This is a genomic window from Intestinimonas sp. RTP31139st1_F5_RTP31139_211217 (assembly GCF_040226735.1).
Taxonomy (GTDB): Bacteria; Bacillota; Clostridia; order Oscillospirales; family Oscillospiraceae; genus Intestinimonas; species Intestinimonas butyriciproducens.
Genome location: NZ_JBCOAQ010000003.1, coordinates 187462 through 213378 on the forward strand (window position 1 = coordinate 187462; position 25917 = coordinate 213378).

The 25917-nt window shown below is 60.4% G+C and carries 16 protein-coding genes; 10 read left to right on the top strand and 6 right to left on the bottom strand.

Annotated features, from left to right (window positions below):
• Window positions 1-18: 18 nt before the first annotated feature.
• The 3 genes from ABUA09_RS04420 to ABUA09_RS04430 all read right to left on the bottom strand — a co-directional run bounded on the left by ABUA09_RS04420 (window position 19) and on the right by ABUA09_RS04430 (window position 2281).
• Complete coding sequence (locus ABUA09_RS04420; RefSeq protein ID WP_033118157.1) at window positions 19-909, bottom strand: DMT family transporter; 891 nt, start codon at window positions 907-909, stop codon at window positions 19-21.
• Window positions 910-1056: 147 nt separating this feature from the next.
• A complete protein-coding gene (locus ABUA09_RS04425; protein ID WP_058118067.1) occupies window positions 1057-1950 on the bottom strand; it encodes a C40 family peptidase in 894 nt (297 codons plus the stop codon).
• Window positions 1951-1990: 40 nt separating this feature from the next.
• On the bottom strand, window positions 1991-2281 hold the full coding sequence (locus tag ABUA09_RS04430) for a hypothetical protein (protein ID WP_033118155.1): 291 nt from the start codon (window positions 2279-2281) through the stop codon (window positions 1991-1993).
• A 181-nt stretch (window positions 2282-2462) separates the two neighbouring features.
• Here ABUA09_RS04430 and ABUA09_RS04435 point away from each other — a divergent pair, with 181 nt between their 5' ends.
• Entirely contained in the window at window positions 2463-3806 is a 1344-nt protein-coding gene (locus tag ABUA09_RS04435) for a B12-binding domain-containing radical SAM protein (protein WP_156113777.1), read from the top strand.
• Between the two features lie 126 nt (window positions 3807-3932).
• Here the strand turns inward: ABUA09_RS04435 and ABUA09_RS04440 are convergent, their stop codons facing one another.
• Window positions 3933-7400, bottom strand: coding sequence for an Ig-like domain-containing protein (locus ABUA09_RS04440; RefSeq protein WP_279202441.1), 3468 nt, complete (start codon window positions 7398-7400; stop codon window positions 3933-3935).
• Between the two features lie 357 nt (window positions 7401-7757).
• On the bottom strand, window positions 7758-9125 hold the full coding sequence (locus tag ABUA09_RS04445; RefSeq protein ID WP_279202442.1) for a putative hexosyltransferase: 1368 nt from the start codon (window positions 9123-9125) through the stop codon (window positions 7758-7760).
• 369 nt (window positions 9126-9494) lie between these two features.
• Here ABUA09_RS04445 and rpoB point away from each other — a divergent pair, with 369 nt between their 5' ends.
• The 6 genes from rpoB to ABUA09_RS04475 all read left to right on the top strand — a co-directional run bounded on the left by rpoB (window position 9495) and on the right by ABUA09_RS04475 (window position 21079).
• Entirely contained in the window at window positions 9495-13223 is a 3729-nt protein-coding gene (gene rpoB, locus ABUA09_RS04450; protein WP_058118771.1) for a DNA-directed RNA polymerase subunit beta, read from the top strand.
• 20 nt (window positions 13224-13243) lie between these two features.
• On the top strand, window positions 13244-17029 hold the full coding sequence (gene rpoC, locus ABUA09_RS04455) for a DNA-directed RNA polymerase subunit beta' (RefSeq protein WP_033118153.1): 3786 nt from the start codon (window positions 13244-13246) through the stop codon (window positions 17027-17029).
• 1124 nt (window positions 17030-18153) lie between these two features.
• On the top strand, window positions 18154-18609 hold the full coding sequence (locus ABUA09_RS04460) for a DUF6838 family protein (RefSeq protein WP_279202445.1): 456 nt from the start codon (window positions 18154-18156) through the stop codon (window positions 18607-18609).
• Between the two features lie 204 nt (window positions 18610-18813).
• Entirely contained in the window at window positions 18814-19881 is a 1068-nt protein-coding gene (locus ABUA09_RS04465; protein ID WP_279202447.1) for a phage tail sheath C-terminal domain-containing protein, read from the top strand.
• A gap of 13 nt (window positions 19882-19894) precedes the next feature.
• Window positions 19895-20323, top strand: coding sequence for a phage tail tube protein (locus ABUA09_RS04470; RefSeq protein ID WP_279202448.1), 429 nt, complete (start codon window positions 19895-19897; stop codon window positions 20321-20323).
• A gap of 366 nt (window positions 20324-20689) precedes the next feature.
• On the top strand, window positions 20690-21079 hold the full coding sequence (locus ABUA09_RS04475) for a phage tail assembly chaperone (protein ID WP_075704238.1): 390 nt from the start codon (window positions 20690-20692) through the stop codon (window positions 21077-21079).
• 207 nt (window positions 21080-21286) lie between these two features.
• Here the strand turns inward: ABUA09_RS04475 and ABUA09_RS04480 are convergent, their stop codons facing one another.
• A complete protein-coding gene (locus tag ABUA09_RS04480) occupies window positions 21287-21946 on the bottom strand; it encodes a hypothetical protein (RefSeq protein WP_349949107.1) in 660 nt (219 codons plus the stop codon).
• A gap of 70 nt (window positions 21947-22016) precedes the next feature.
• Between ABUA09_RS04480 and ABUA09_RS04485 the strand changes: the two genes are divergently transcribed.
• From ABUA09_RS04485 to ABUA09_RS04495, 3 genes are read left to right on the top strand one after another with little or no spacing between them, the layout of a single operon-like run.
• Window positions 22017-23963, top strand: a complete 1947-nt coding sequence (locus ABUA09_RS04485; protein WP_349949109.1) for a tape measure protein — start codon at window positions 22017-22019, stop codon at window positions 23961-23963.
• 2 nt (window positions 23964-23965) lie between these two features.
• Window positions 23966-24763 (top strand): LysM peptidoglycan-binding domain-containing protein, encoded by a 798-nt coding sequence (locus ABUA09_RS04490; RefSeq protein WP_349949110.1) that lies wholly within the window; start codon window positions 23966-23968, stop codon window positions 24761-24763.
• Window positions 24747-25757: an XkdQ/YqbQ family protein gene (locus ABUA09_RS04495; RefSeq protein WP_349949111.1), complete on the top strand. Its 1011-nt coding sequence runs from the start codon at window positions 24747-24749 to the stop codon at window positions 25755-25757. The genes ABUA09_RS04490 and ABUA09_RS04495 overlap by 17 nt, the downstream gene beginning before the upstream one ends.
• Window positions 25758-25917: the final 160 nt, after the last annotated feature.

Sequence of the window (25917 nt, forward strand, 5' to 3'; positions counted from 1 at the left end):
AATGCGGTCCGCCGTTTTTCAACTGGTTGGTCGTTGAGAGAGCCATAATCCCGGGAGAATGAGAAAGATGGCTCCGATGGCCTGCGGACGGACAGGCTCCCCCAAAATGAGAGCGGAGGCAATCAAGGTGACCACAGGGGTAAGGTAGATATATACATTGGTGGCCACGGTACCAATGAGGACCATGGCTTTATTCCAACAGACAAAGCACAGCGCAGAGGCGACCAAACCCAGATAAAGTATATTGAAAAGCATGGAAGGGTCAGAAAAGCGGGATAGGGAGTAGTCGGGATGGAGGATGGGAAGGAGCGGGAGAAGGGTCGCAAGGCCCCAAAAAAAGACCTTGCGGGTGCACTGGAGCTGGTTGAGACCGGAGGAGGAGGCGAACTCCAGACACACTCCGTAGGCTCCCCAGCACAGCGCGGCGCCGAGGGTCAGCAGGTCCCCAAGAGGATTGAGCTCCAGGCTTTCGCCTCCCGACAGGGAGATGAGAGCGATTCCAGTGAGCGCGATGGCAAAGCCGGCAAAGAAAACGGCCCTCGGTCTGGGGCCACGGCGGCACAGCCACAGCAGGAGGGCGGCGAACATGGGGGCGGCGGAAATGATGATCCCCACATTGGAGGCAAGCGTATACCGCAGCGCGGTATTTTCCAGGAGAAAATATAGGGTCAGGCCGCTGACACCCGCCGCCGCGAAGGGAAGCTCTGAGCGGAAGTCCTGCGGGCGCAAGGGTCTGGGGGAGAGGCAAAAGAGTACCGCCCAGGCGATGAGGAAGCGGAAGGTCATGATTTCCAGAGGGGTAAAGGCACGGAGAAGGATCTTACTGGAAATCAGAGTGGTGCCCCAGACCACGGTAACAAAAAGAGCAAGAATGTGCCCCAGCACGCGACTGTGCGGCGGAGATCCCATCCCTCACACCTCCCTATAAAAATTTTGCAGCAGAAGTGGAGCAGTCCGCTCCTCAAAAAGTTGCGCCTCAAAAAAGAAAAGGTGTACGGAAGCGCAGGCTCCCATACACCATTATGTCTGGTTTTGAAAGAACGCCTGCCTGTAGGCTCAGCCAATGATGCGCCGGGCGTACACATAGACGTTGGCGTAGTGACCGCTTTCCATCTGGTCGATCTGGACCACATAGCGGTTGGTAGAGGCGTGGATGAACTCACCGTTTCCGATATAAATCCCCACATGAGAGACGGGTTTGCTGGTGCGATATTTGAAAAATACCAAATCACCCGGCTGAAGCTCGTCTTTGCTGACGGATACGCCATTCTGGAGCTGGTCGGTGGCAGTGCGGTTGAGGGTGTAGCCGAAATGGGAGTATACGTACTTGGTGAACCCGGAGCAGTCGAACTGATTGGGGCCGTTGCCGCCCAGCACATAAGGGGTTCCCAGATACTCCTCTGCGTAGGCCACGATCTGCGCGCCCAAATCGCTGCTGGCTGTTTCAGTCGCATCGGGCTCAGTGGTAATGGTGATATAGTCGCTGCTTACGTAACCGGTCTTTCCAGAATATGTAACTTTATACCAGCCGTTATCCACGCCCTCCAGTTCCAAAACAGTACCGCCGGGAATGGAAGCCACGGTGTCGTAGCTGGTACCTGCAGCGGCACGCATGTTCAGGGAGGAGCCGTCGGTATCCACCAGTCCGTAACCAAGCGCAGCATCGGCGGTGGTGGAGACAGTGAGGTACTCGCTGGACATATACCCCTCGACGGTATTGAAGTTGACCTTGTACCAACCGTTACCGGTGTCCTCCAGCACCACGACGCTGGTGCCGCCGGATGCGGTGGCGAGGATCTCTCCCTCTGCGGCGGGGGTATCCCGCAGGCGAAGCGCGTCGGCCGTGACGGTGCCGGCACCCAAGGTGGCGGCGGAAGAGCCGACGGTAAACATTGCGGTGAATACAGTACCAAGCACGGCTGCACGCAGCAGGTGAGATGGCTTTATCATCGGTGAGGACCTCCATCTTTTTCTCTATATCAGGGGGCGATCATTTGCTGTTGAGCATCCGTTCCAGCCAGACGGAGGCCACGTCCATAGCGGCGTACAGGCTGTCCTTTTCCGTTTTCTTGACCACGCGGTCCCGGCTTTTGAGATCGGGATCGGTGAGCTGGAGCTGAACGGCCACCTTGGTGGCCACGTCCAGGTCGTCCACCTTCTTTGTCTCCATGACCTGAAGCATGATGATATATTTGTCAGCCATGCTGCCGTAGTAGATGAGATTGTCCTTGCGGCGCAGAGGATGTCCTTTGTAGCTAAGGGGAATTTTTTCTTCGGCCATTATGTGCCTCCTAAAGAAAGAATTAAAAATTGTAACCAAATTGTAACACATTGTTTCCGCCCCGTCAACCCTGGAAGAGATGGAAAATGTGAATAATTTGTAAAGTGGAGCCATATGGCAACAATATCTTGTGCAAAACGGTTCTGAGGGGTAGAATAAACGGGAAACGGAGGGGTTTTTGGTGCGAATTCTGTTGGTTCGTCCCCGAAGAATGGATCTGATGACGGTGTTCGGCGGCATTACATGTGAACCGCTGGAGCTGGAGACCCTGTTACCGGTTTGTCGTCAAGTGGGAAGAACAGAGCTCTATGACGGCATTACGGAGGAGCGGCGGTTCACTGACGTGCTTCTCGCGTTTCGGCCCGATGTGATGGCGCTTACCGGCTATCTCACCCAGGAGCGGGAGATGGCGGAGTATATCAGGCTGACAAAGAGGGCGTGCCCGGCCTGCACTGTAATCGTGGGGGGCGTCCACGCCCAGCTCAATTATCGCCGTCTCTGCTGGCCGGGGGTGGACTATGTGTTCCGTACGGAGTCGGCGGACTGGTTCCGGGGCCTGTTGGAGGCGCTGGACCGGGGGGAGATGCCCAGAGGGATTCCGGGACTGTGCCGCAGGGAGGGCGGCAGGTTTGTGGAGACACCCTACGAGCCCTGCGACATCGACACACTTCCCCGGCCGGACCGGAGCGGATGGGCGGAGCGGGCGGACTGGTTCCGCTATCTGGATTTTGCGAGGCTCTCCACGCTCAAGACGGCGGTCTCCTGTCCCTTCCGATGCGAGTTCTGCTATGGACGAAACCTCCACGGCGGACGGTATCAGCCCCGCAGGCTGGAGCTTGTCATGGAGGAGCTGGAGGAGGTACCGGGGGACACGGTATTTATCGTGGACTCCGACTTCCTGCTGGAGGAGACCCGCGTGGAGGCTTTCCTGGACGCACTGGAGGAGCGGGGCATCCGAAAAACATTTTTGTGCTACGGGCGGGCGGATTTTATCGCAGGACATCCGGCGCTGACGGCCCGGCTGTGCCGGTGTGGATTCCGGCTTTTCCTGGTAGGCCTGGAGGGAATTCGGGATCAGCGCCTGGAGGCATGGAACAAAGGGACCACACGGGAGATAAATGAGGCATGCCTCCAGGTCCTGAACGCGTGCGGTGCGGACTGCATGGGGCTCCTGCTGGCCGACCCGGATTTCACTGCGGCTGATTTTCAGGCGCTCTATCGCTGGGCCAAAGAGCACGGGCTGCGATACACGTCTGTGCAGGTCCTCACGCCCATTCCGCCCACGCCCCTTTATGAGCGGAAAAAAGGGGAGCTCCTCTCCAACGATCTGAGACAATGGGATCTGGCCCATTTGCTGCTCGAGCCGGTACATATGGGCCGACGGGTCTTTATGCTGCGGTACTACTGGCTTATGGCGAGACTGGTGTTGCTGGGGTGGCGGCGGGGGGCGTACCACTTTGTGACGCCGGCTTACCTCGGTCGGGCCGTGGGACGCTGGCGGCGGAGACGGGCCGCCCTGCGCTGAACCGGATCCTATAAACGCGAGATAAGCTGTTGAATAATAGAAAAGCCGCCCAGCCTCAGAGGACTAGGCGGCTTTCTCTGCTTTTGCATGAGAACATCGGAAAACCTGCAGTGGTGCAGGATGGAATTACAGGGTCAGGACTCTATGAAGGATAACGGCCATCTCAGCCCTAGTCAGAGAGCCCTTGGGGTTGAGATTCCCAGCGTCATCGCCCTGGATTACACCGGCCTGAACCAGTGCTGCCACAGAGCCCTGTGCATAGCTGGAGACCGACTTTCCGTCAGAAAAGCGGTTCAGATAAGAGGCAGAGGCGTCATCGATGCCGTGGCCGGTACGGTTCAGCGTTCTCTGGAGAAGGACCATGGCATCCTCGCGGGTAAGGGAGGCGGAAGGGTTAAATCTTCCGTCACTGCCGCCCTGTGCGATCCCCAGTGCCTTGGCAGAGGAGATGGCCTGGGCGTAATAGCTCTCCGCAGGCACATCCTTGAAGTTATCGCCGCCGGAGACGGAAAAGCGGAAGGCGCGGGAGAGCATCAGAACAAAATCGCCGCGGGTGATGAGCCCATCTGGATGGTAGGTGGTGGCGCCTACGCCAGTGGTAATCCCATTTTCGTAGAGGTAGTCCACGGACTCGGCAGCCCAACTGTAGCGCCCCATATCGGTGAAGTAGGAGGAGGAACTGGAGGGGGTCACGCCGATCTGTACATAGCCAGTGTAGGTGGAGCCGCTCTCGTCAGTACCGGTATAGGCGATGGTCACTGTGCCGGAAAAGCCCGCTTTCGGAACGAAAGAGATCCTGCTGATGGAGGGGCTGCCGTCAACTTCATACGCAGTATCGTCATCCACCAAGCCGCCATAGGAGGTGGGGCTGCCATAGTTGTAGTAAAGCCGCCCGGCACTCTCGGGAGGGAGCTGGAATACCACGGAGGTGAGACCGGCGCCGCCCCGCTTGTCGCAGGCACTGCTGAAATCGCTGGAGCGGAATGTCACCTCCTGTGCATCAGTGGTATAGTAGATCACACCGGGGTCCTTAACGGTGGCGAACGAGAGAAGGAGACTGCCGGAGAAGGCTTTTCCGCCTGTGTTCTCGCCAGTAAAGTCGATTATTACGGTGCCGGTATAGTTCTTGGCGGGGACGAAGGTGACCTGTTCCAGATAGGGGCTCTTGGAGAGGAAATACTCGGTGGAAGCGGAGACCTTCTTGTCATAGTCCCCGTCATCGTAGTCGTAGTACAGGATACCCCTGCTGGTAGGGGGAAGTGTAAACTGGACATAGCTCAGGGATTTTCCGGTCTCATCCTTGCAGTAATCATTGAAATCGTCCGAAGAGAGGGTGATGGGAGAATTTACTGCGGCAGAGTATTCGATGTCGCCGCTGTCTCCGCCGCCCACGGTGACCCGGATGGTGCCGGAGAAGCTGTCGCTGTCCGCACTGGAGCCTTGGAAGGGGATAGACACGGTGCCGGTATAGTTCCTGGCCGGAACAAACGTAATGTTTTCCAGATAGGGGCGCTGGTTGCGGTAGTAGCGCTTGGAGGACGAGACCTTCTCATCATAGTCGCCGTCGTCATAGTTGTAGTAAAGGGTGCCCTTGTTGCTGGAAGGCAGGGTAAATTCCACATAGTCCAGGCTGGAGCCGGTGGCACTTCTGCTGAAGCTGTTGAAATCGCCGACGTCAAAGGCAACGGAGCCGTTTCGGTCCACGGAGTACATAATATCGTCAGCGGTCCTGCTTACGGTGATCTCAATGGTGCCGGAGAAAGTGTTTCGTTTGGTATCCCGAGCCGTAAAGGGAATGGTCAGTGTGCCGGACCAGTTTCTGGCGGGGACGAAGCTCACGTCCTCCAGATAAGGGGAGTCGTCGTAATAGTAAGCGGCGGAAGAGGAAACTTTCTTATCATAGTCGCCGTTGTCATAGCGGTAATAGAGAGTGCCTTTTCCAGAAGAGGGGAGCGTGAAGTGCACATAGTCCAAGCCATAGCCGGTGATCTCCTTGGAGAGCGCGTTGAAATCGCCGGCGTCAAAGGGAATGACCTCATTTTGGGCGCCGGAAAATTCGATGCTGCCGGTGGGCTCGCTTACGGTAATGGCCACGGCACCGGTATAGCTGTAACCAGAAGTATCTACGGCGGAGTAAGAAATGGTGACTTTGCCGGAATAGTCGGGCTCTGCGACAAAGGAGACCTTGGACAGAGCGGATTTAAAGACGCCGCCGCCATAGTAATATTTGGTGGACTCCGAAACCTTCTGGTCGTAGGTCCCGTTGGAGTAGTTATAGTAGAGCGTGCCGCGGCTGGAGGAGGGGAGCGTGAAGGTCACATAGTTGAGCTTGTTTCCGTAGACCTCGGTACATGCGCTGTTAAACTTGGACTCATCAAAGGTAACAGAGCCGCCGGAGGCCACGGAGCTGGTGATGTCGGGGGCTGAGGCGGCGGTGACGGTGACAGTGCAGGCGGGGGTGGCCAGCCGATTGCCGCGGCGGTCTGTGACCACGGCGGTGACGATGACGCTCTTTCCGGCTGTGACGCCCTTGACGGTACAGTTGGCGTTGCCCGTGCCGCTGGGACTCAGCGATACGATGTTCTTCTCATCGGCGGACCAGGAGACGCTGGCCCCATCGGGGAGATTGCTTACCGAGAGGGAAGCGGTTTTGCCGAACATGACGGAGAGCTCGGTTTTGCTGAGTGTGAAGTAGGACGGATCGCTGACCGTGACGGCGCAGGTAGCTCCCGCGCCGCCCTCCGGTATGGCGGTGATGGTGGCGGTTCCCGTACCCACGGCGGTCACTTTGCCGGATTGATCCACAGAGGCGACCTTGCTGTTGCTGGAGCTCCAGCTCACCCGGGTCCCCTCGGGCGCGGTGGTGGCCGACAGTGTTTCACTGCTCCCCGTGGTGAGAGACAGGGAGGTTTTATTCAGAGAGAGGGTGGGAGGTGCAGAGGGAAACTGCACCCGGACGGTACAGTAGGCGGTGAACCCGCCGTCGGCAGTTGTGACGGTGACAGTGCCGGCGCCGTTGCCCACGGCGGTTACTTTGCCGGACTGGTCCACCGAGATGACGCCGGAATCGTCCACCGTCCAAAAGACGTTCTGATCGGCGGCGTCAGAGGGGGAGACCGTGGCCTTGAGGGTCGCGCTTTCTCCATCCTTGGTCAGCGTGAGCTCAGTGCGGTCCAGACGAACGCCGGTAACCGGAACGGCGGCGGTGACAATCACATGGCAGGAGGCGGTGAAGCCTCCGTCATCGGTGGTGACGGTGATGTCGGCCTCCCCGGGTGAGAGGGCGGTCACTCTGCCGTTTGAGACCTCGGCCACACCAGTGTTGCTGCTGTACCAGGAGAGATCCTGATCGAAGGCACTGGAAGGAGAGACCGTGGCATGGAGGGTCTCGTGTCTCCCCACCTCCAGAGAGAGAGAATCCCGGTCCAGGGTGACCCCGTCCACGCGGGCGGAGGGGAACAGCGACCAGTCGCTGCTGTCTCTGCCGGATTCCGAAGGGACGCCCCCGGCGGCCCAGGCCGCAGGCACCAGGCCCGCCGTCAGGGCCAGGACCAGCAGGACGGACAGGAAACGGGACAACATCTTTGTTTGCATGGAAAAGACTCCTTCCAAACTCCAAAATTATGGATGCGCCGTAGGGGGCTTTCTACCCTTACATCGATTATAGACGGTAAAACGTGACAAGTGGTTTCGAAATTCTGAAAGAATTCTTAAAAACAGAGATTACCGCCCCACATGCTCATTCAGAGCATGTGGGGCGGTAATCTCTTGGTCTGTCGAAAAACCTGTATGTTAGGGATCTCTTGCGGCCTGCGGCGGCAGGCATTCGGCGAGCGGAGCGAGGACTTTCCCGGGGCAGAGACCCGGGAAAGTAAACGGCATTGGAGAAAAGGACGGGGAGGGGGAGGGGGCACGGCCCTCCCCGCGAGATGCGGTATGGAGCCGTGCCGGTCACACGGCAGGGGGACGGCGGCGCCTTACAGGTCCGCCTTCTCCGTGTCTCCACTCCTGATACAGGCAGAAAAGGGTCCAGATCAGGGTGGCGAGGAGCATCAGCGAGCCCCAAGCCATGGGAAAGGCATAGCGCAGCATGAGATAGGCGTGGTAGGCGCCCAGAGAGGCGACCTGTACCAGAATGGCTGCAGGGATTCCCCGGCGGCGGTCCAGGCAGGCCCAGCAGAGGGTGATCGTATCCGCAAGAAAGAAATAGCGGTCGTGCATATGGGGAAGCAACAGGGGGATGCCGACGGCGAAGGCCGCGCCCGCGGTAAACAGAGCACGGTCCGTCAGACGGCCCCGGCGAAGCAGCAGCCAGAGAAGAATGCTGACGGTAAACAGGAAAGCGGCCAAGATGCCCAGACGGGCGGCAAGGGTGGTGTCCACCTCTGCGCCGTAAGGGATGAGCGCATAGAGCGAGGGCGCGTTCAGCGTCAAATAGTCGCTGTATTCCGCCGCCTGTCCAAAATAGACGCCCAGAATATCCCCCAGCGGTTTCCCTAGAAAAAGAGCGGGGACGATGGTGAGGACATAGGTGGCGGGGAAAAGGAGCAGGTCCCGGAACCGTACCCGTCCGGCAAACCACAGTGCGCCCCACAACGGCACGAGAAAGACGGTCTGAAGCTTGAAGGAGAAGGCCAGCGCCAGCAGAACCACGGAGCCCGCAGGGCGCCGGTCCAGGGCGGAGGCGAGGGCATGGAGGCACAGCGCGCCGTAGATGGAGTCACACTGGGCCCAATAGGCACCGTTGAGTACCACAGTGGGAAGCAGCAGGAGAATACAGAAGGCGGTACAGGGGCAGTAGCTACCCGGAACGGACAGACGACGCACCAGCCGGTAGCCTCCCCAGGCAAGCAGCACGTCGAAGAGCATGGAAAAGAGTTTGATCAGGTAGAGATCGCGCACCGGGAGATAGGAGATGGCGGCCAGAAAGTAGAGATAGGGGACGTTGTAGTTCCCCTTGGGCAGCGCCACTGCCGCCCAGCCGCCGTTTTCCCGGAAGAAGGAGGCCCAGCCGGAGAGAAAGTCCCGATAGTCGTAGGTCACATGCTCCAGGCAGAGGGCACGGAGAAAAAGAGCAAGTCCGATGGGAAGAAGGGCGAACAGTGCGGCACCGGGTCTCCTGTCCTCATAAAAAAGAAGCCCTGCCGCCAGCGCACACAGCAGGACAAGGCACAACCCCACGGGAAGGCGGGAGGGGGCATCGCTGAGGCCGGCGGTCCTGCACAGGGCCAGAAGGAGGAGCAAGAGCCCCGCGCCGCCGCAGAGCGCGGCCGCATACGGGGGAAAGAGTTGGGATTGCAGGGGATGGGAGCGGGACATAGCGTTCACCTCGTTGTCGGGAAGAAAGAAAAAAGTCCGGATCACTCCGAACTTCGACACAAAAAGACTTGACGCGGAAAAATCTACATGGTATACTGAAATGCTTTCGTACATCCAGTATCCTCTGCAAAGACCCTCCCACGGTGTATTCAGTATAGCAGTTCTGACGGTCCTGCGCAAGAGGGAACGAAAAACAAGGAGACAACGCAGCCGGGCGTGTCATAAAATCCGAGACCGGCGTTTTTGGCCAATTCGACGAGAAGTGGCCTGCTGAAGATGAGAAGATAGCCGAAATATCAGGGCTTTTCGGCGCCGAATGCGAGAAAACGGAGTGTGATTTTCGGAATGGTCAACGACAAGCTGAACGGCATGGTCAAGGACGTACACTACGGCAAGACCCTGCGCAAGAGCTATGCCCGCCACGCAGAGATCCTGGACATGCCCAACCTGCTGGAGGTCCAGAAGAAATCCTATCAGTGGTTTTTGGACACCGGCCTGCGCGAGGTCTTTAAGGATGTGGCCGCCATCACCGACTATGCGGGCAACCTGGAGCTCTCCTTTATCGACTATAAAATGGATGAGGCCCCCAAGTACGATGTGGAGGAGTGCAAGGCCAGGGACGCCACCTATGCCGCCCCCATCAAGGTGCGGGTCCGTCTGCGGAACAAGGAGACCGAGGAGATCAAGGAGCAGGAGATCTTTATGGGAGATTTCCCCCTCATGACCGATTCCGGTTCCTTTGTCATCAACGGCGCCGAGCGGGTCATCGTCTCCCAGATCGTCCGCTCCCCCGGCGTGTACTTTGCCCGAAACGAGGACAAGGCGGGCAATGTGACCTTCGGCACCACTGTCATCCCCTACCGCGGCGCGTGGCTGGAGTATGAGACGGATCTGTCCGACATCTTCTACGTGAGGATCGACAAGAACAGAAAGCTGCCCATCACCTGCCTCATCCGTGCGGTAGGCCCCCGGACCGATGCGGAGATCATCGATATGTTCGGTGAGGACCCCCGCATCCTGGCCACGATGGAGAAGGACACCTGTAAGAGCCGGGAGGAGGCCCTCCTGGAGATTTACCGTAAGCTCCGCCCCGGCGAGCCCCCCACGGTGGATTCCTCGGAATCCCTTCTGAATGCGCTGTTCTTTGATCCCCGGCGGTACGATCTCTCCGCTGTGGGCCGCTATAAATTCAATAAAAAGCTGGCCATCTGGGGCCGCCTGAACGGCCAGAAGCTGGCCCAGCCCATTGCCGATCCCATGACGGGCGAGATCATTGCCGAGGCCGGTGAGGTCCTGACCCGGGAACGGGCCCGTGAGATCGAGGCCAAGGGCGTCAATGAGGCTGTGATCGACCTGGAGGGCACTCTTATCAAGGTGTTTTCCAATGATATGGTGGACGCCAAGGGCTTCCTCCCCTTCGACCCCGCCGAGTGCGGCGTGACCGAAAAGGTGTACTTCCCCCTGCTCCGGGAGCTGCTGGAGCAGTATGAGGGGGATGAAGAGGGCCTGAAGGAGGCCGTCCGGGATCGGGTGGACGACCTGGTGCCCAAGCACATCTTTGTGGAGGACATCATGGCCTCCATCAACTACCTCAACTGTCTGGCCCATGGCGTGGGTACCCACGACGACATCGACCACCTGGGGAACCGCCGCCTGCGCTGCGTAGGCGAGCTGCTCCAAAATCAGTTCCGCATCGGGTTCAGCCGTATGGAGCGCGTGATCCGTGAGCGCATGACCATCCAGGATCTGGATATTGTCACCCCCCAGAGCCTCATCAATATTCGCCCGGTCACTGCGTCCATCAAGGAGTTCTTCGGCTCCTCCCCCCTGAGCCAGTTCATGGATCAGACCAACCCGCTGGCGGAGCTCACCCACAAGCGGCGTATGTCCGCCCTGGGCCCCGGCGGTCTGTCCCGTGACCGCGCCTCCTTCGATGTCCGGGACGTCCACTACAGCCATTACGGCCGGCTGTGTCCCATTGAGACGCCCGAAGGACCCAACATCGGCCTCATTTCCTATCTGGCCTCCTATGCCCGCATCAACCGGTACGGCTTTATTGAGACCCCCTACCGCAAGGTGGACAAGGAGACCGGCTGCCTTACCGATGAGATCGAATATATGACCGCCGATGTGGAGGATGAATATATCATCGCCCAGGCCACCGAGCCCGTGGACGAGAGCAATCATCTGCTGCATGACCGTATCACCTGCCGCCACCGCAATGAGATCATCGAGGTGGACCGCGACCATGTGGACTATATCGACGTCTCCCCTAAGATGATGGTCTCCGTGGCTACCGCCATGATCCCCTTCCTGGAGAATGACGATGCCAACCGCGCCCTGATGGGCGCCAACATGCAGCGGCAGGCCGTGCCCCTGCTCACCACCGAGGCCCCCATCGTGGCCACCGGCCAGGAGCACAAAAACTGCATCGATTCCGGTGTGGTCATTCTGGCGGAGGGCGGCGGTGAGGTCACCAAGGTTTCCGCCCAGTATATCACCGTCCGTTACGACGATGGTCGGGTAGTGGACTACAAGCTGACCAAGTTCATGCGCTCCAACCACACCACCTGTATCAATCAGCGGCCCATCGTCACCGCCGGACAGCGGGTGGAGAAGGGGGATGTCCTGGTGGACGGCCCCTCCACCAGTCAGGGAGAGATCGCGCTGGGCAAGAACATCCTTATGGGCTTTATGACGTGGGAGGGCTACAACTACGAGGACGCCATCCTGCTCAACGAGCGTATGGTCAAGGAGGACGTGTTCACCTCCATCCATATCGAGGAGTATGAGACCGAGTCCCGGGACACCAAGCTGGGGCCCGAGGAGATTACCCGGGATATCCCCAACGTGGGCGAGGATGCGCTGAAGGATCTGGACGAGCGGGGCATCATCCGCGTGGGCGCCGAGGTCCGTGCCGGCGATATCCTGGTGGGCAAGGTCACGCCCAAGGGAGAGACCGACCTCACCGCCGAGGAGCGGCTCCTCCGCGCCATTTTCGGCGAGAAGGCCCGCGAGGTCCGCGACACCTCCCTGAAGGTCCCCCACGGAGAGAGCGGCATCATTGTGGACGTGAAGGTGTTTACCCGGGAGAACGGCGACGAGCTCTCCCCCGGCGTCAACGAAGTGGTCCGTGTCTATATTGCCCAGAAGCGTAAGATCAGCGTGGGCGACAAAATGGCCGGCCGCCACGGCAATAAGGGCGTCGTCTCCCGCATCCTGCCCCAGGAGGATATGCCCTTCCTGCCCGACGGCACGCCGCTGGACATCGTCCTCAATCCCCTGGGCGTGCCCTCCCGTATGAACATCGGGCAGGTGCTGGAGGTCCACCTGGGCTATGCGGCCAAGGCCCTGGGCTGGAAGGTGGCCACACCCATCTTCAATGGTGCCAACGAGCCCGAGATCGAGGCCACGCTCACTGCGGCCGGCCTTGCCAAGGACGGTAAGAGCTGGCTTTATGACGGACGCACCGGCGAGCGGTTTGACAACCGCGTCACCGTGGGCTACGTCTACTTCCTCAAGCTCCATCACCTGGTAGACGACAAGATCCACGCCCGGTCCACCGGCCCCTACAGCCTGGTCACTCAGCAGCCCTTGGGCGGCAAGGCCCAGTTCGGCGGACAGCGCTTCGGCGAGATGGAGGTCTGGGCCCTGGAGGCCTATGGCGCGGCCTACACGCTTCAGGAGATCCTTACCGTCAAGTCCGACGATGTGACCGGCCGTGTCCGGACCTATGAGTCCATCGTCAAGGGCCATAACGTGCCCAAGCCCGGTGTGCCCGAGTCCTTCAAAGTGCTGGTCAAGGAGCTTCAGGCACTGTGCCTGGACATCAAGGTGCTGGATGCCAAGGGCGAGGAGATCGAGCTCAAGGACGACGATGAGGACACCTACCAGCCTGACCGTATCCGGGACGACGACTTCTACGGCTATAACGCCGGCGGTGAGTCCGATTTCGCCGCGGCCGGCTTTACGCTCAAGGAGGGCAGTGACGATGACGACCTGGCGGTGGCCGACGACACTGACGACGCCGATGAGGACGTCGGATTCGAGGAAGAGATCGTCTTGGACGACAGTACCGACGACGGTGATTTGGACTGAGAAAGGGAGGATGATCATATATGAGCTACGCTGAGTTTGACGCCATCCAGATTGGCATCGCCTCCCCGGAAAAGATTCTGGAATGGTCTTACGGCGAGGTCAAAAAGCCGGAGACCATCAATTACCGGACCCTGAAGCCCGAGCGGGACGGTCTGTTCTGCGAGCGGATATTTGGGCCCACTAAGGACTGGGAGTGCCACTGCGGTAAGTATAAGAAGATCCGCTACAAGGGTAAGATCTGCGACCGCTGCGGCGTGGAGGTCACCCGGGCCAAGGTGCGCCGGGAGCGCATGGGCCATATCGAGCTGGCCGCTCCGGTGTCCCACATCTGGTATTTTAAGGGCATCCCCTCCCGGATGGGACTGCTGCTGGACATCAGCCCCCGCATTCTGGAGAAGGTCCTCTATTTTGCCGCCTATATCGTTACAGACCCCGGCTTCTCCCCTCTGGCCAAGAACCAGATCCTCACGGAAAAGGAATACCGTGATATGCGGGAGAAGTATGAGGACGACTTCGAGGCCGGTATGGGCGCGGAGGCCGTAAAGAAGCTGCTCCAGGACATCGATCTGGAGGCGCTCTCCGAATCCCTCCGGGCGGAACTCAAGGACGCCTCCGGACAGAAAAAGGCCCGGATCGTCAAGCGCCTGGAGGTCGTCGACGCCTTCCGTATCTCCGGCAACAAGCCTGAGTGGATGATCATCGACGTGCTGCCCGTCATCCCCCCCGAGCTGCGCCCCATGGTGCAGCTTGACGGTGGCCGCTTCGCCACCTCCGACCTCAACGACCTCTACCGCCGGGTCATCAACCGCAACAACCGCCTCAAGCGCCTCATCCAGCTCAATGCCCCGGACATTATTGTCCGCAACGAGAAGCGGATGCTCCAGGAGGCGGTGGACGCCCTCATCGACAACGGCCGCCGCGGCCGCGCCGTGACCGGCGCTAACAACCGGGCCCTCAAGTCCCTCAGCGATATGCTCAAGGGCAAGCAGGGGCGGTTCCGTCAGAATCTGCTGGGCAAGCGCGTGGACTACTCCGGTCGTTCCGTCATTGTGGTCGGGCCCGAGCTGAAGATCTATCAGTGCGGCCTTCCCAAGGAGATGGCCATTGAGCTTTTCCGTCCCTTCGTCATGAAGAAGCTGGTGGAGGACGGCCTGGCCAATAACATCAAGTCAGCCAAAAAGATGGTGGACAAAGGCCGCCCGGAGGTCTGGGACGCCCTGGACTTTGTCATCAAGGAGCATCCGGTGATGCTCAACCGCGCCCCTACGCTCCACCGGCTGGGTATCCAGGCTTTTGAGCCGGTGCTGGTAGAGGGCCGGGCCATCAAGCTACACCCCCTGGTGTGTACCGCCTTTAACGCCGACTTCGACGGAGATCAGATGGCCGTTCACGTGCCCCTGTCCGCCGAGGCGCAGGCCGAGGCCCGCATCCTGATGCTTTCCGCCAACAACCTGCTGCGGCCCCAGGACGGCGGCCCCGTCACCGTGCCCACACAGGACATGGTGCTGGGCTCCTACTACCTCACCTACGAGCGGTATGAATACCACGACTTTGCCTATGACGACGTGGCGGCGGTGAAGGCCGCCCTGGCCGCCGGCGAGGTCGGGAGCGACGACAAGGTCTGGGTGAAAAATCCCGGGAAGCCGGACGATATCCCCACCTATGCCGGGATCTGTGCCGAGACCCCCGACGGCGAGCTGCCCCGGGAGATCTACCGCGTCTACTCCGACGATGGGGAGGCCCGCCTGGCCTACGATGAGGGGGAGCTGGACCTCCATGTGCCTATCCTGGTCCGCCGTTCCGTTGAGGTGGACGGTGAGCTCCGCCACAAACTGGTGCGCACCACCGTGGGCCGTCTGATCTTCAATGAGGGCATCCCCCAGGATCTGGGCTTTGTGGACCGCACCGACCCCGAGGCCATGTTCGACCCCGAAATCAATTTCATCACCGGCAAGAAGCAGCTGGGCAAGATTATCGACAAGTGTATCACCAAGCACGGCTTTACCGTGTCCGCCGGCGTTTTGGATACCATCAAGGCCAGAGGCTATAAATTCTCCACCCGGGGCGCCCTTACCGTCTCCATCTCCGATATGACCGTGCCGGAGAAGAAGAAGGAGCTCATCGCCGCCACTGAAAAGGAGATCGTCAAGATCGAACGCCAGTATAAGCGGGGCTTCCTCACCAACGACGAACGCTATCGTCTGGTGGTCGAGGCGTGGGAGAAGACCACCAAGGATGTCACTGACGCCCTAATGGCCGGACTGGACCGCTACAACCCCATCTGGATGATGGCAGACTCCGGCGCCCGTGGCTCCACCGCGCAGATCCGCCAGCTGGCTGGCATGCGTGGCCTGATGGCCGATACCTCCGGCCGCACCATCGAGATCCCCATTAAGGCCAACTTCCGTGAAGGACTCTCCGTACTGGAATACTTCATCTCCAGCCGAGGCGCCCGAAAGGGTCTGGCCGATACGGCACTGCGGACCGCTGACTCCGGTTATCTGACCCGCCGTCTGGTGGACGTATCCCAGGAGGTCATTATCCGCGAGCATGACTGCGGCACTCACGACGGCATCCTGGTTTCTGAGATTGTGGAGAACGGTCAGGTCATCGAGACCTTCGGTGAACGCCTGAAGGGTCGCTATCCCGTGGAGGACATTGTGGACCCGCAGACCGGCGAGGTCCTCATTGACCACGACACTATGATGACCGCTGACGATGCCGAGCTCCTGGAGGCCCACGGCATCCATGAGGTCATGATCCGCTCCGTTCTCACCTGTGAGGCGAGAAGCGGCGTGTGCTCCAAATGCTACGGCATCAACTTGGCCATCGGCGAGCCTGTGGGCGAGGGGGAGGCCGTGGGGATCATCGCGGCCCAGTCTATCGGAGAGCCCGGCACCCAGCTCACCATGCGAACCTTCCACACCGGCGGTGTGGCCGGCGGCGATATCACCCAGGGTCTTCCCCGTGTCGAGGAGCTCTTCGAGGGCCGCAGACCCAAGAAGATGGCCCAACTGGCGGAGATCAGCGGCAAGGTCACCATGGAGGACGCCAAACGGGGCGGTATGGTCAACGTTACCATTACCGCCGACGACGGGGAAGTGGTCTCCTATGCGCTGGCCCACAATTCCGGCCTGCGGGTGAAGGACGGCGACACCGTCCAGAAGGGCGATATGCTCACCGACGGCGCTCTATATCCCGCCGATGTGCTGCGGATCCGCGGCATCCATGCGGTGTACAACTACCTTATCCAAGAGGTGCAGAAACCCTATCGTCAGCAGGGCGTTGATATCAACGACAAGCACATCGAGGTCATTGCCCGGCAGATGATGCGTAAGGTCCGCGTGGAGGATGCAGGGGATTCCAGCCTGCTCAGCGGGTCCACCGTCGATCTCATTGAGTTCAAGGACGCCCAGCGGGCCGTTCAGGCCCGGATCGATGCGGGCGAGACCAACGACGGCCTGGAGCTGCGCCTCCCTGTGGCCACCCGGCTCATCATGGGCATCACCAAGGCCTCGCTGGCGACAGAGTCCTTCCTGTCCGCGGCGTCCTTCCAGGAGACCACCAAGGTTCTCACGGAAGCGGCTATCAAGGGCAAAGTGGATCATCTGCTGGGCCTGAAGGAGAATGTCATCATCGGCAAGCTGATCCCCGCAGGCTCCGGCCTCTCCCGGTATCGCCAGTTCGACTGGGACACCATGAGTCCGGACGACATGGAACCTGAGCAGCCGCCTACCGAGCCGGAGGATATCGAGGCCGAGGAGTGCAATGCAGAGACCGCTGTCCTGGCCGAATCGTTAAAATAACTTGAACGGAGCGCTTTCTTTTGAAGTGCGTTCCCGCTGTTAAGAGGAGAACCGCCCCGGTCCGATCGGACCGGGGCGGTTCGGCATTCCAAAGAAGTGGTATTATGCAGGAGAAAATATGAAAGGGGACAGCCAGCCCATCGATGCCCGTACATGGATGACAACAGAGGAAATGCAGCCTTATGAAAAAGCCGAGGAGAGGGCGGAAAACCCTCCCCCTAGCATTCGGCATCAGGCGCAGTGCCTGTGAATGCAGTCAGCAGTGATTTGGGGGGGAATGCTCATTGTCATGGCACCGCTATAGTGAATACATACGCAGTCGCCGCGGGAGAAGCAACAGGCATCGTCAGAGCGAACCAGGACTCTCTGATGTGAGGAACAGTCACAGACCAAAAGCCGACAGCGCTCAGCACATATGACTCTTGCGATCATTGTGGTGCGGTTATTTTGTTCCAAGGTGATCACCTCCACATTGCAGGATATGTCGGATGGAACCGGAGTGTGACGGCTGCAAATGGTGTGGCAGGAAACTGTCATGAATATCGAAGCGCCTGAACCAAAGACAATCCGTGATGGGTGTCGTGGCTTGGGCGCTTTTTGCTTGCAGGATGCCCTCCAACACCCCGGGAAGGTTCTGCCCGGCTTGGCGCATAACCGCGGGCATCCTTCCGGAAAGGATTTTGCCTGAAAATGGGCGCAAGCAGAAAAATGGCTGGTACGTCCCTGTATTTGAAAAGAGCGGGAAAACAGAAAGCGCAGAGGGCAGGCGCATAGGGGATAAGGGAGTATGGAGACAAAAACGCAGTTGGGCAGGGCGCGGGGTATTTTTCACAGGGATCCGACATGCGCCCGAACGAGCGGGTCGTGTTGGGGAGAAACTGAGCCCGCAGGACGGCTCTTGGCCTAAGATGAAGCGCGTGGGTAGAGCGGATATCCGGCGGACAACCATGAGGCGGAAGGGACGTTGTTCCAGCGACGAAACAGGGGAAGTACATAGGGGTCCGACGTAAGAATCCCAAGAGCGTGACAAGCGAATGGCCACCCCAGAGCCAAAACAAAGAGGTAAGATAGCTACACAAGGGCGGCCGAGGCAGATCTTGAAGAGACAATAAAGGAGGGTTGAGATGCTTTCATTTCTGGCGATTACGGAGGCGGTAAAGGGGCTGGTGGAGGAGCGGTATCCGGGGAATACGGTCTATCTGGAGCGGGTACCGGTGGACTTTGCGCGGCCGTCCTTCTTGGTGGAGCTGGGGCCGGTGGAGATGCTGGACGCCTCGTGCGGCTGCCTGGAGGTCAAGGCCACGGTGGTGGTCACCGCCTTTGTGGAGGCGGACGACTACTATAACAGCCACGTGCCGGACCTGATGACCCGGATGGGGGCGGTACAGGAGCTCTTCGCGGTGGACGGACTCCAGGTGGAGGACCGGTTCCTCCACGTGACGGCCAACAAGGGCAACTGCCAATTCGACTACGCGGAGACCAGCATCACGTTTCAGTACCAGGACGACCGCCCGGGCGGGGACGAGTGGCCCCTGATGGGCGAAATACAGACAAAATGGGGGCCCCCGCAGGGCGAATAAAGGGACCCCACCGAGCCGTGAAGCCCGGTGGGGGGAGGAGGGAGAACGAAGCGAAGCAGATATCCGGCGGACAGCCGGATGGAGCAAAGCGGAGTTTCTTCCGACGACGTGGGGGAGAGGACGAACAACGGAATGGAGCGGATATCCGCCTTTTGGCGGATGGAGCGAAATAGAGTTTGTGAGGACGAAAGGGAGATTAAAGAAATGGGACTGCCCAATATCAACATTGCATTCAAATCCACAGCGGCGAGCGCCATCGAGCGCTCGGAGAAGGGGGTGGTGGCCCTCATTATCAAGGACGCCAAGGAGAACGGCGGCCACGCCTACACCAACGCCAGCCAGATCCCGGCCACCCTGGGGACAGACAACCAGGCGTACATCCAGCGGGCCTTTACGGGGTATGTGAATCCGCCCCGGCAGGTGCTGGTCTACGTGCTGCCCGCAGCGGCGGAGGCGCTGACCGACGCCCTGACGTGGCTGGCCACCCAGACCTTTGACTATCTGGCGGGGCCCCCCGACTGCACGGAGGCCGAGGCCACGGCCATCGCCGCCTGGATCGCCGGCCGGAGGAGCAACGACGCGGCCATCTGCAAGGCGGTGCTGCCGTCCAAGGCGGCGGACAGCGAGGCGGTGGTCAACTTCGCCACCGGGGATATCCTGGTGGGGACGACCGAGTTCACCACGGCGGAATACTGTTCCCGGATCGCGGGGCTCATCGCCGGGACGCCCATGACCATCTCCTGCACCTACGCCCCCCTCCCCGAGGTGAGCGACGTGGGACGGCTGACCCGTGAGGCCATGGACGCCGCGGTGGACGCGGGCAAGTTCATCCTCTTCCACGACGGGGAGAAGGTGAAGGTGGCCCGCGGGGTGAACTCCCTCCAGACCACCACCCAGGACAAGGGGGACGCCTGGAAGAAGATCAAGATGGTGGAGGTCATGGATATGATCCAGACCGACATCCGGACCACGGCCCAGGACTCCTACATCGGCAAGTACGCCAACAGCTACGACAACAAGTGCCTGCTGGTGACGGCCATCAAGGGCTATCTGGTGGGGCTGGAGCAGTCCGGCATCCTCCAGGCGGGGAGCTCCTCGGTGGGGATCGACCTGGCGCGCCAGGAGGCATACCTCCAGTCTGTGGGCACGGACACCTCCAAGATGAGCCAGCAGGAGATCAAGGAGGCCAACACCGCCGACAAGGTGTTTTTGGAGGCGTCCATCAAGATCCTCGACGCCATTGAGGATATCAACCTCAATATCACAATTTAAGGAGGGCCAAAACATGGATTCGGCAAAGCGAGTGATTTCAGGGACCTGGGGGGAGGTGTGGCTGGAGGGAGACAAGGTGTCCGAGTGCTACGGGCTTCAGGCCAAGGTGAGCTTCAACAAGGAGGACATCGCCCTGTGCGGGCAGATGGCCAGCGACAAAAAGGTGACAAGCATTGAGTGTACGGGGTCCCTGCGGATGCACAAGGTGACCTCCCGGATGGCGCTGGCCATCGGGGAGAACATCCGAAACGGAAAGGACGTGCGCTTTACCATTGTGAGCAAGCTGAAGGACCCGGACGCCTACGGGGCGGAGCGGGTGGTCCTGAGCAACGTCAGCTTCGACGACCTCACCCTGGCCGACTGGGAGGCCAAGAGCGTGGGCAAGGTGGAGTGCCCCTTCACCTTTACCGACTATGAGTTCCTGGACGAGATAGGGGTATAAAAAAGGCCGCCCCGTGAAGGCGGCGGTGGACAAAGCGCGGCGCTTATGGTAGAATGACTGCGGCGCTGTTGCATAAATGGCGGTTAGCCACTTCCCTGGGAAGGGAGGTGATGCGATTGTGGGGCACCGAGGAAAGCAATTTCTGAGGGTTTGCGTATGTCTTGGCCTCTTGGCCTACATACTCTCCATAAAAGCGTGCTAGCCGCTCGGCTGGACCCGAACGGCTAGCTTAGTTTAAGCTGGTAACTTTTAGGGGCTAACCGTCTTGCGACAGCGCCCTCTTTATCGTCATTATACCGTGCGGCCCCCGCTTTGTCAAGAACGACGGAGCGGGGGCCTTTCGCATCCCCCGGGAAGGAGAAGCAAATGAGCGAGAAAACAAGCATTCTGGACCTCCTCTTGAAGCCGGAGACGCCCAATGTGCGGAAAAGCCTGCCCACGGCGCGGTACCGTGTGAAGCGGCTGAGCGAGCTGCTGGGGGAGGACGTGGTATTCGAGCTGCGGGCGCTGCCCTACGGGAAGGTGAGCGAGCTGAAGGAGAGTATGTCGGAGGATCTGAGCGTACATATCGTGCTCTCGGGGGTGGTCTCGCCGGACCTGAAGGACCCTGCGCTCCAGGCCAAATTCGGCGGAGCCACGCCGGCGGAGACGGTAAAGGCGCTGCTGCTGCCGGGTGAGATCGAGGACCTGAGCCGTGCGGTGGAGCGGCTGTGTGGATACCGGACGGCGACCATTGAAGAAGTAAAAAACGCCTAGAGGACGGCAGCGACGCGGAGCTGGGTCTCGTCTACTACCTCTTCCATGTGAAGGGGTGGGCCCCGGGGGACTACTACCGGAAATCCCCCGGGGAGCGGGACCTCATCTGGGCGCTGGCGTCCTATGAGGCAAATCATAACCCTCCGCAGGTGTGCCCGTTCCTGCGGCCAAGGGGATGAAAAAAGCCGCCCCGAAGGGCGGCGGGAATCAGGCATCTTCATCCGGTTCAATAAGCAGACTCGAATTGGTACGGGTATATACGACATTATCGACTATGACGCTTGACGTTACGCGGAACTTGGCGGAAAGGCTGAGTTTGCTGATCACATAGTCCTCCGCCCCAGGTGTGAAGATGCTGATTAGACTCCTGACATAAGGCTTTTTCTCGTTCCAGTCTCCCGATGCCGGAAAGTAAAGCTCCACATCTTCAAGATTGGTGAGCCAAGTTTTCACTTCCGGATACTTGCTCCATATATAATCGCTTTCTGCGTCCTCCGGGCAAATGTGGAATAAAACGGTCCAAGTCTCGCCGTTCGCTGTCAGCATTTTTTGACGCTCACTCTCTGAATAGGACTCCAAATAAGTAAGAGGAGACACATCGTATTCAGACAGCTTGCTGTTCAGCAGACTGACAAACTCGCTTTCCTTCAATGTCCAAATCCGCGTATATTCCATTCCTGTGATAGAATACGCTGCTTCCCATTTGGATGTGGCCCCAACAGAGGGCCGGAACAACCACAAAAAGGCAAGCAAAATGCATAGAGGGATTCCTACATAAATAGCCACTAGCCCCCAGCGCTGTTTTTTATTCGCCGCGAGATATGCCGCCATAAAGAAAAAGTCCGGCTTATGGTCGCCTGAACTCATAGTACAATCCCCTTTCTATTCATCAATACTCTAGCAAAGAAAAACGAATAAGTCAAGCGGAGGTGATATCATGCCGGACGTATCGATTGCAATTTCGGCGCGGGACAGCTACTCCTCGGCCATCAAGAGCATGGCGCAGATCACGAAGTCGTTCAGCAAGGATATGGACGAGATGGAGGAGACGCTGCACAAGCTGAACACCAACAAGTACAGCCTGAAGCTGGACGCGGACGCCGCGCTGAAGGAGCTCAAGGCGCTGGAGAAGCAGTTTGCGGAGACGGGAGACGAGGCGGACGGGCTGAAGGCGCAGATGGCCAAGGCCAACTATGACAACATCAAGCGCAACCTGGACCTGGTGACCAAGGGGGCCAGAGAGGCCGAGACCCAGATGAAAAAGACGGGAGAGGCGTTCCGGAAGGCGGACAACCAGGGCGGGGGCGGCAGCTTCGGGAAAAATATCGTCTACGCGCTGGCGGCAAGCGGCATCGGAGACGCGGCAAAGCAGTTTGTGCAGCAGGGCGCCAATGCCCTCGTGGTCAGCGCGTTTGGAGATGCAGGCGGCGCCCTTGCCTCCAACATGCTTTCAATGGGTCTGACAGGAGCCTCTACGGGTTTTATGCTTGGCGGGCCGCTTGGGGCGGCCATCGGTGCGGCAGGAGGCGCAGTGGTTGGCATTGGCACGGGAACGCTCCAGAACCTTGAGAAGCGAGACGACGCATTCAAGAGCTATGTGCAGGAAGCGGCGGAGGAGCAGCAGACCAAGATGAGCGGCGACATTGAGAGCGGCTCCTCCATCGCGGCGGGCCGGGAGCAGAAGAAGCTGGCCTTTACCACCCTGCTGGGGTCGGAGGCAGAGGCGTCGGACTTCCTGGGCGAAGTAAAGGCCATGGCGTCCACCACCAACTGCACCTACGATGAGATCACAGGATACGCCAAATCCCTGGTAAAGCCCTTCGGGACGGGCCAGACGATGGATATTCTGACGGCCCTCTCAGACACCTCGGCGGCATTGAGCCTCAACGAGAGCGACAACTCCGTACTGATCGCGGGGCTTTCGCGGATGAAGCTCACCGACAAAACCACCCAGGAGTACCTCAACTACTTTTCCGAGCGCGGCATCGACGTATACGAGGCGCTGTCCAAGTGGGGCGACGCGGCCACGGTGGCGCAGAAGGTGAGCGCCGGGAAGATCAAGGGCTCGGAAGCGGTGGAGGCGCTGCTGACCTACATGCAGGAGCAGTACGGCGGGCTGTCGGCACAGATGGCAAATACCTATGAGGGCATGATGGGCAATCTGGAGGACGCCAAGGCCAACGCCCAGGAGCAGTACGGCATCGGCTACAACGAGAACCGCAAGGAAGGCATCCAGGCGGAAATAGACTGGTACGAGGACGAGTCCGCAGACGAGGCCAATCAGGCGATTGGAGCATGGTACGCGCACCTGGACAACGAAAAAGAGCGGTACCGGCGGGAGGCGGAAGCCAAGATGAAGGAGTCCGACGAGTACCAGCAGGCGAAAGCCGAGGGGGACGCCGCCGAGATGGGGCGGCTCATCATGCAGGCCAGAGCCCAGGGCATGAACGAGTACAACGCCTCGGAGGGGGCGCAGGAGGCCCTGGCGGCGGAGAAGGCGCTGGTCGAGGGCATCCGCGGGGATACTGCCCTCAGAAACGACTACTGGGACGCGGGGTATGAGATGGGCCAGGAGTATTCCAAGGGCTGGGCGGCCGGGCGCGCCGCCAATCCTGTTGAGGTGGAATACTTTGACGTGACGGGCGGGCACCAGTCGTACCGCCGGGCGATGGGCCAGCAGGTGGTGCCCTACGACAACTTTCCGGCGTTGCTGCACCAGGGGGAGCGGGTGCTGACGGCATCCCAGGCCCGCGCGGCGGACCGGGGGATGGGCGTAAACGTGACGTTCTCGGGGCCGGTTACCGTTCGAGAGGAAGCGGACCTGGACCGGCTGGCGGCCAAGCTGGCGGCCAATGTGGTCCGCGCGGCGGAACTGGGGGTATAGGCATGGCGCGGCAATTTATCTTCAAGGATACGGAGACGGGGCGTGAGCTGGTGCTGCCGGTGACACCCGGGAGCTATGACGTCGAGCACGGGCGGAAGGCGGCGGGGATTACGATGCAGGAGTCGGGGGACGTGAACCTGCCGGGCCCGGCGGTGCTGCTGGACACGGAGCTTACCTGCCTGCTGCCGGCCCAGGGGTATCCCTTCAACCAGCCGGGTGCGGGGACGAACCCGTGGGTATACCTGGAGCAGCTGGAGAAGTGGAGCGACGCGGGGACGGTGCTGCGGTTCGTGGTGTCCGGGACGCCGGTGAACGCGGCGGTGCTGCTGGACCCGATCCGATACCGGGAGCAGGACGGGACGGGGGACCTCTACTGCACGATCCCGCTGCGGGGCTACCGCGCGCTGGCGGTGGAGACGACGGAGAGCCGTCAAACGGGGAACGGGGCGCGGACGGTGGAGGCGGAGCCGGAGCGCGCGGAGACGTACACGGTGGCGGCGGGGGACACGCTGTCGGCCATCTGCCGGAGGTTCTATGGCGACGCGACGCTGTACGGGCGCCTGGCGGCGGCCAACGGGATCGCCAACCCCAACCTCATCCACCCCGGTCAGGTGCTCCGGCTGCCCGCCCGGGAGGAGCTGCCGGCGGCGGCGACGCCCTCCATCTCCGTGCAGGCGGCGTCGGCCACCACGGTAGCGCCTGTGGAGCAGGAGGACGGCGAGGAGAAATGGACGGTCAGTTTCCCAAGCGCCAGGGAGCTCATGGAGAAGGGAGGGCTCATCATTGGCCTGGGAAGCTGAGGCGCTGAAGCTGCGGATCACCCCGCCGGAGGGAGGGACCCGGGAGGCGGCGGCGCTGTGCCAGAGCATCACGTGGGGCGGGAGCTACGACCAGGCGGCGCGGACGCTGGACTTCCCGCTGCTGGTGTGCCCGGCGGACAAGCACCTGCCCGCAGTGGACTGCCCGCCGGGGAGCCGGGTGCAGTTCTACCGTGGGGAGAGGCTGCTCTTCGATGGCTTTGTGTTCTCCCGGCAGCGGGACACGCTGTCCAACACGGTGGAGGTGTCCTGCGCGGACCGGGGGCTGTACTTAAAGCGGAACCAGGGGGCGTACCGCTTCCGCGGCCAGACCCCGGAGGCCATCGCGGGGCGGGTGGCGGCGGACTTCGGGCTGACGGTGGGGAGCCTGGCCCGGACGGGGACGGCGATCAGCCGGAATTTTCCCGGGGTGAGCCTGTACCAGATCATCCAGACGGCGTACACCCAGGCGTCGGCCGCCACCGGGGGGCGGTATATGGTGCGGTTCCGGGGAGAGGCGCTGGAGGTGATCGAAAAAAAGCAGGGGGAGCGGACCCTGGCGCTGCGGCCGGGGTCCAACCTCATCAGCCTGACGGCCACGGACAGCGTGGAGAGCCTGGTGAACCGGGTGCAGATCCTGAGCAGGGACGGCACGGCCAAGGGGAGCCCCGTGGAGGACGGGGCGTCCATCGCGCGGTACGGCCTGTTTCAGCAGATGGTGACGGAGAGCAGCGGCAGGGACGCGGCGGCGGAGGCGAGGAAGCTGCTGGAGGACAACGCCCCGGCGCAGAAGATCACGGCGCAGGTGCGGGGGAACCCGGCGCTCATCACCGGGGAGTGTGTGGTGCTCCAGGAGCCGGTGACGGGGCTGTACGGCCTGTGCTGGATCGACAGCGACACCCACACCTGGAAGGGCGGGGTGTACACCACCAAGTTGGTGCTGAATTTTAGAAACCTGATGGATGAGGCCGAAGCGGGAAAGCTGCCGGACGCGTAGAGAAGCGCGGAGGGCCCCGCCCTCCGGGGGGCCCCTTTCTTCCCGAAGAAAGGGGACGGAAAGAAGGGCCAAAGAGGGGGATTTCGATCCTCCCCCTCTTTGGAATCTCCCCTTTTAAAAACGACCAATCAGGGGGGCCTCGGCCCCCCTATTGGAGACA

Excerpts from the sequence above, each read along its gene's own strand:
- ABUA09_RS04490 (WP_349949110.1), top strand. The coding sequence starts at position 23,966 with ATGGCGCGGCAATTTATCTTCAAGGATACGGAGACGGGGCGTGAGCTG.
- rpoC (WP_033118153.1), top strand. The coding sequence starts at position 13,244 with ATGAGCTACGCTGAGTTTGACGCCATCCAGATTGGCATCGCCTCCCCG.
- ABUA09_RS04425 (WP_058118067.1), bottom strand. The coding sequence starts at position 1,950 with ATGATAAAGCCATCTCACCTGCTGCGTGCAGCCGTGCTTGGTACTGTA.
- ABUA09_RS04460 (WP_279202445.1), top strand. The coding sequence starts at position 18,154 with ATGCTTTCATTTCTGGCGATTACGGAGGCGGTAAAGGGGCTGGTGGAG.
- ABUA09_RS04470 (WP_279202448.1), top strand. The coding sequence starts at position 19,895 with ATGGATTCGGCAAAGCGAGTGATTTCAGGGACCTGGGGGGAGGTGTGG.
- ABUA09_RS04440 (WP_279202441.1), bottom strand. The coding sequence starts at position 7,400 with ATGCAAACAAAGATGTTGTCCCGTTTCCTGTCCGTCCTGCTGGTCCTG.
- ABUA09_RS04480 (WP_349949107.1), bottom strand. The coding sequence starts at position 21,946 with ATGAGTTCAGGCGACCATAAGCCGGACTTTTTCTTTATGGCGGCATAT.
- rpoB (WP_058118771.1), top strand. The coding sequence starts at position 9,495 with ATGGTCAAGGACGTACACTACGGCAAGACCCTGCGCAAGAGCTATGCC.
- ABUA09_RS04485 (WP_349949109.1), top strand. The coding sequence starts at position 22,017 with ATGCCGGACGTATCGATTGCAATTTCGGCGCGGGACAGCTACTCCTCG.
- ABUA09_RS04475 (WP_075704238.1), top strand. The coding sequence starts at position 20,690 with ATGAGCGAGAAAACAAGCATTCTGGACCTCCTCTTGAAGCCGGAGACG.
- ABUA09_RS04465 (WP_279202447.1), top strand. The coding sequence starts at position 18,814 with ATGGGACTGCCCAATATCAACATTGCATTCAAATCCACAGCGGCGAGC.
- ABUA09_RS04445 (WP_279202442.1), bottom strand. The coding sequence starts at position 9,125 with ATGTCCCGCTCCCATCCCCTGCAATCCCAACTCTTTCCCCCGTATGCG.
- ABUA09_RS04430 (WP_033118155.1), bottom strand. The coding sequence starts at position 2,281 with ATGGCCGAAGAAAAAATTCCCCTTAGCTACAAAGGACATCCTCTGCGC.
- ABUA09_RS04420 (WP_033118157.1), bottom strand. The coding sequence starts at position 909 with ATGGGATCTCCGCCGCACAGTCGCGTGCTGGGGCACATTCTTGCTCTT.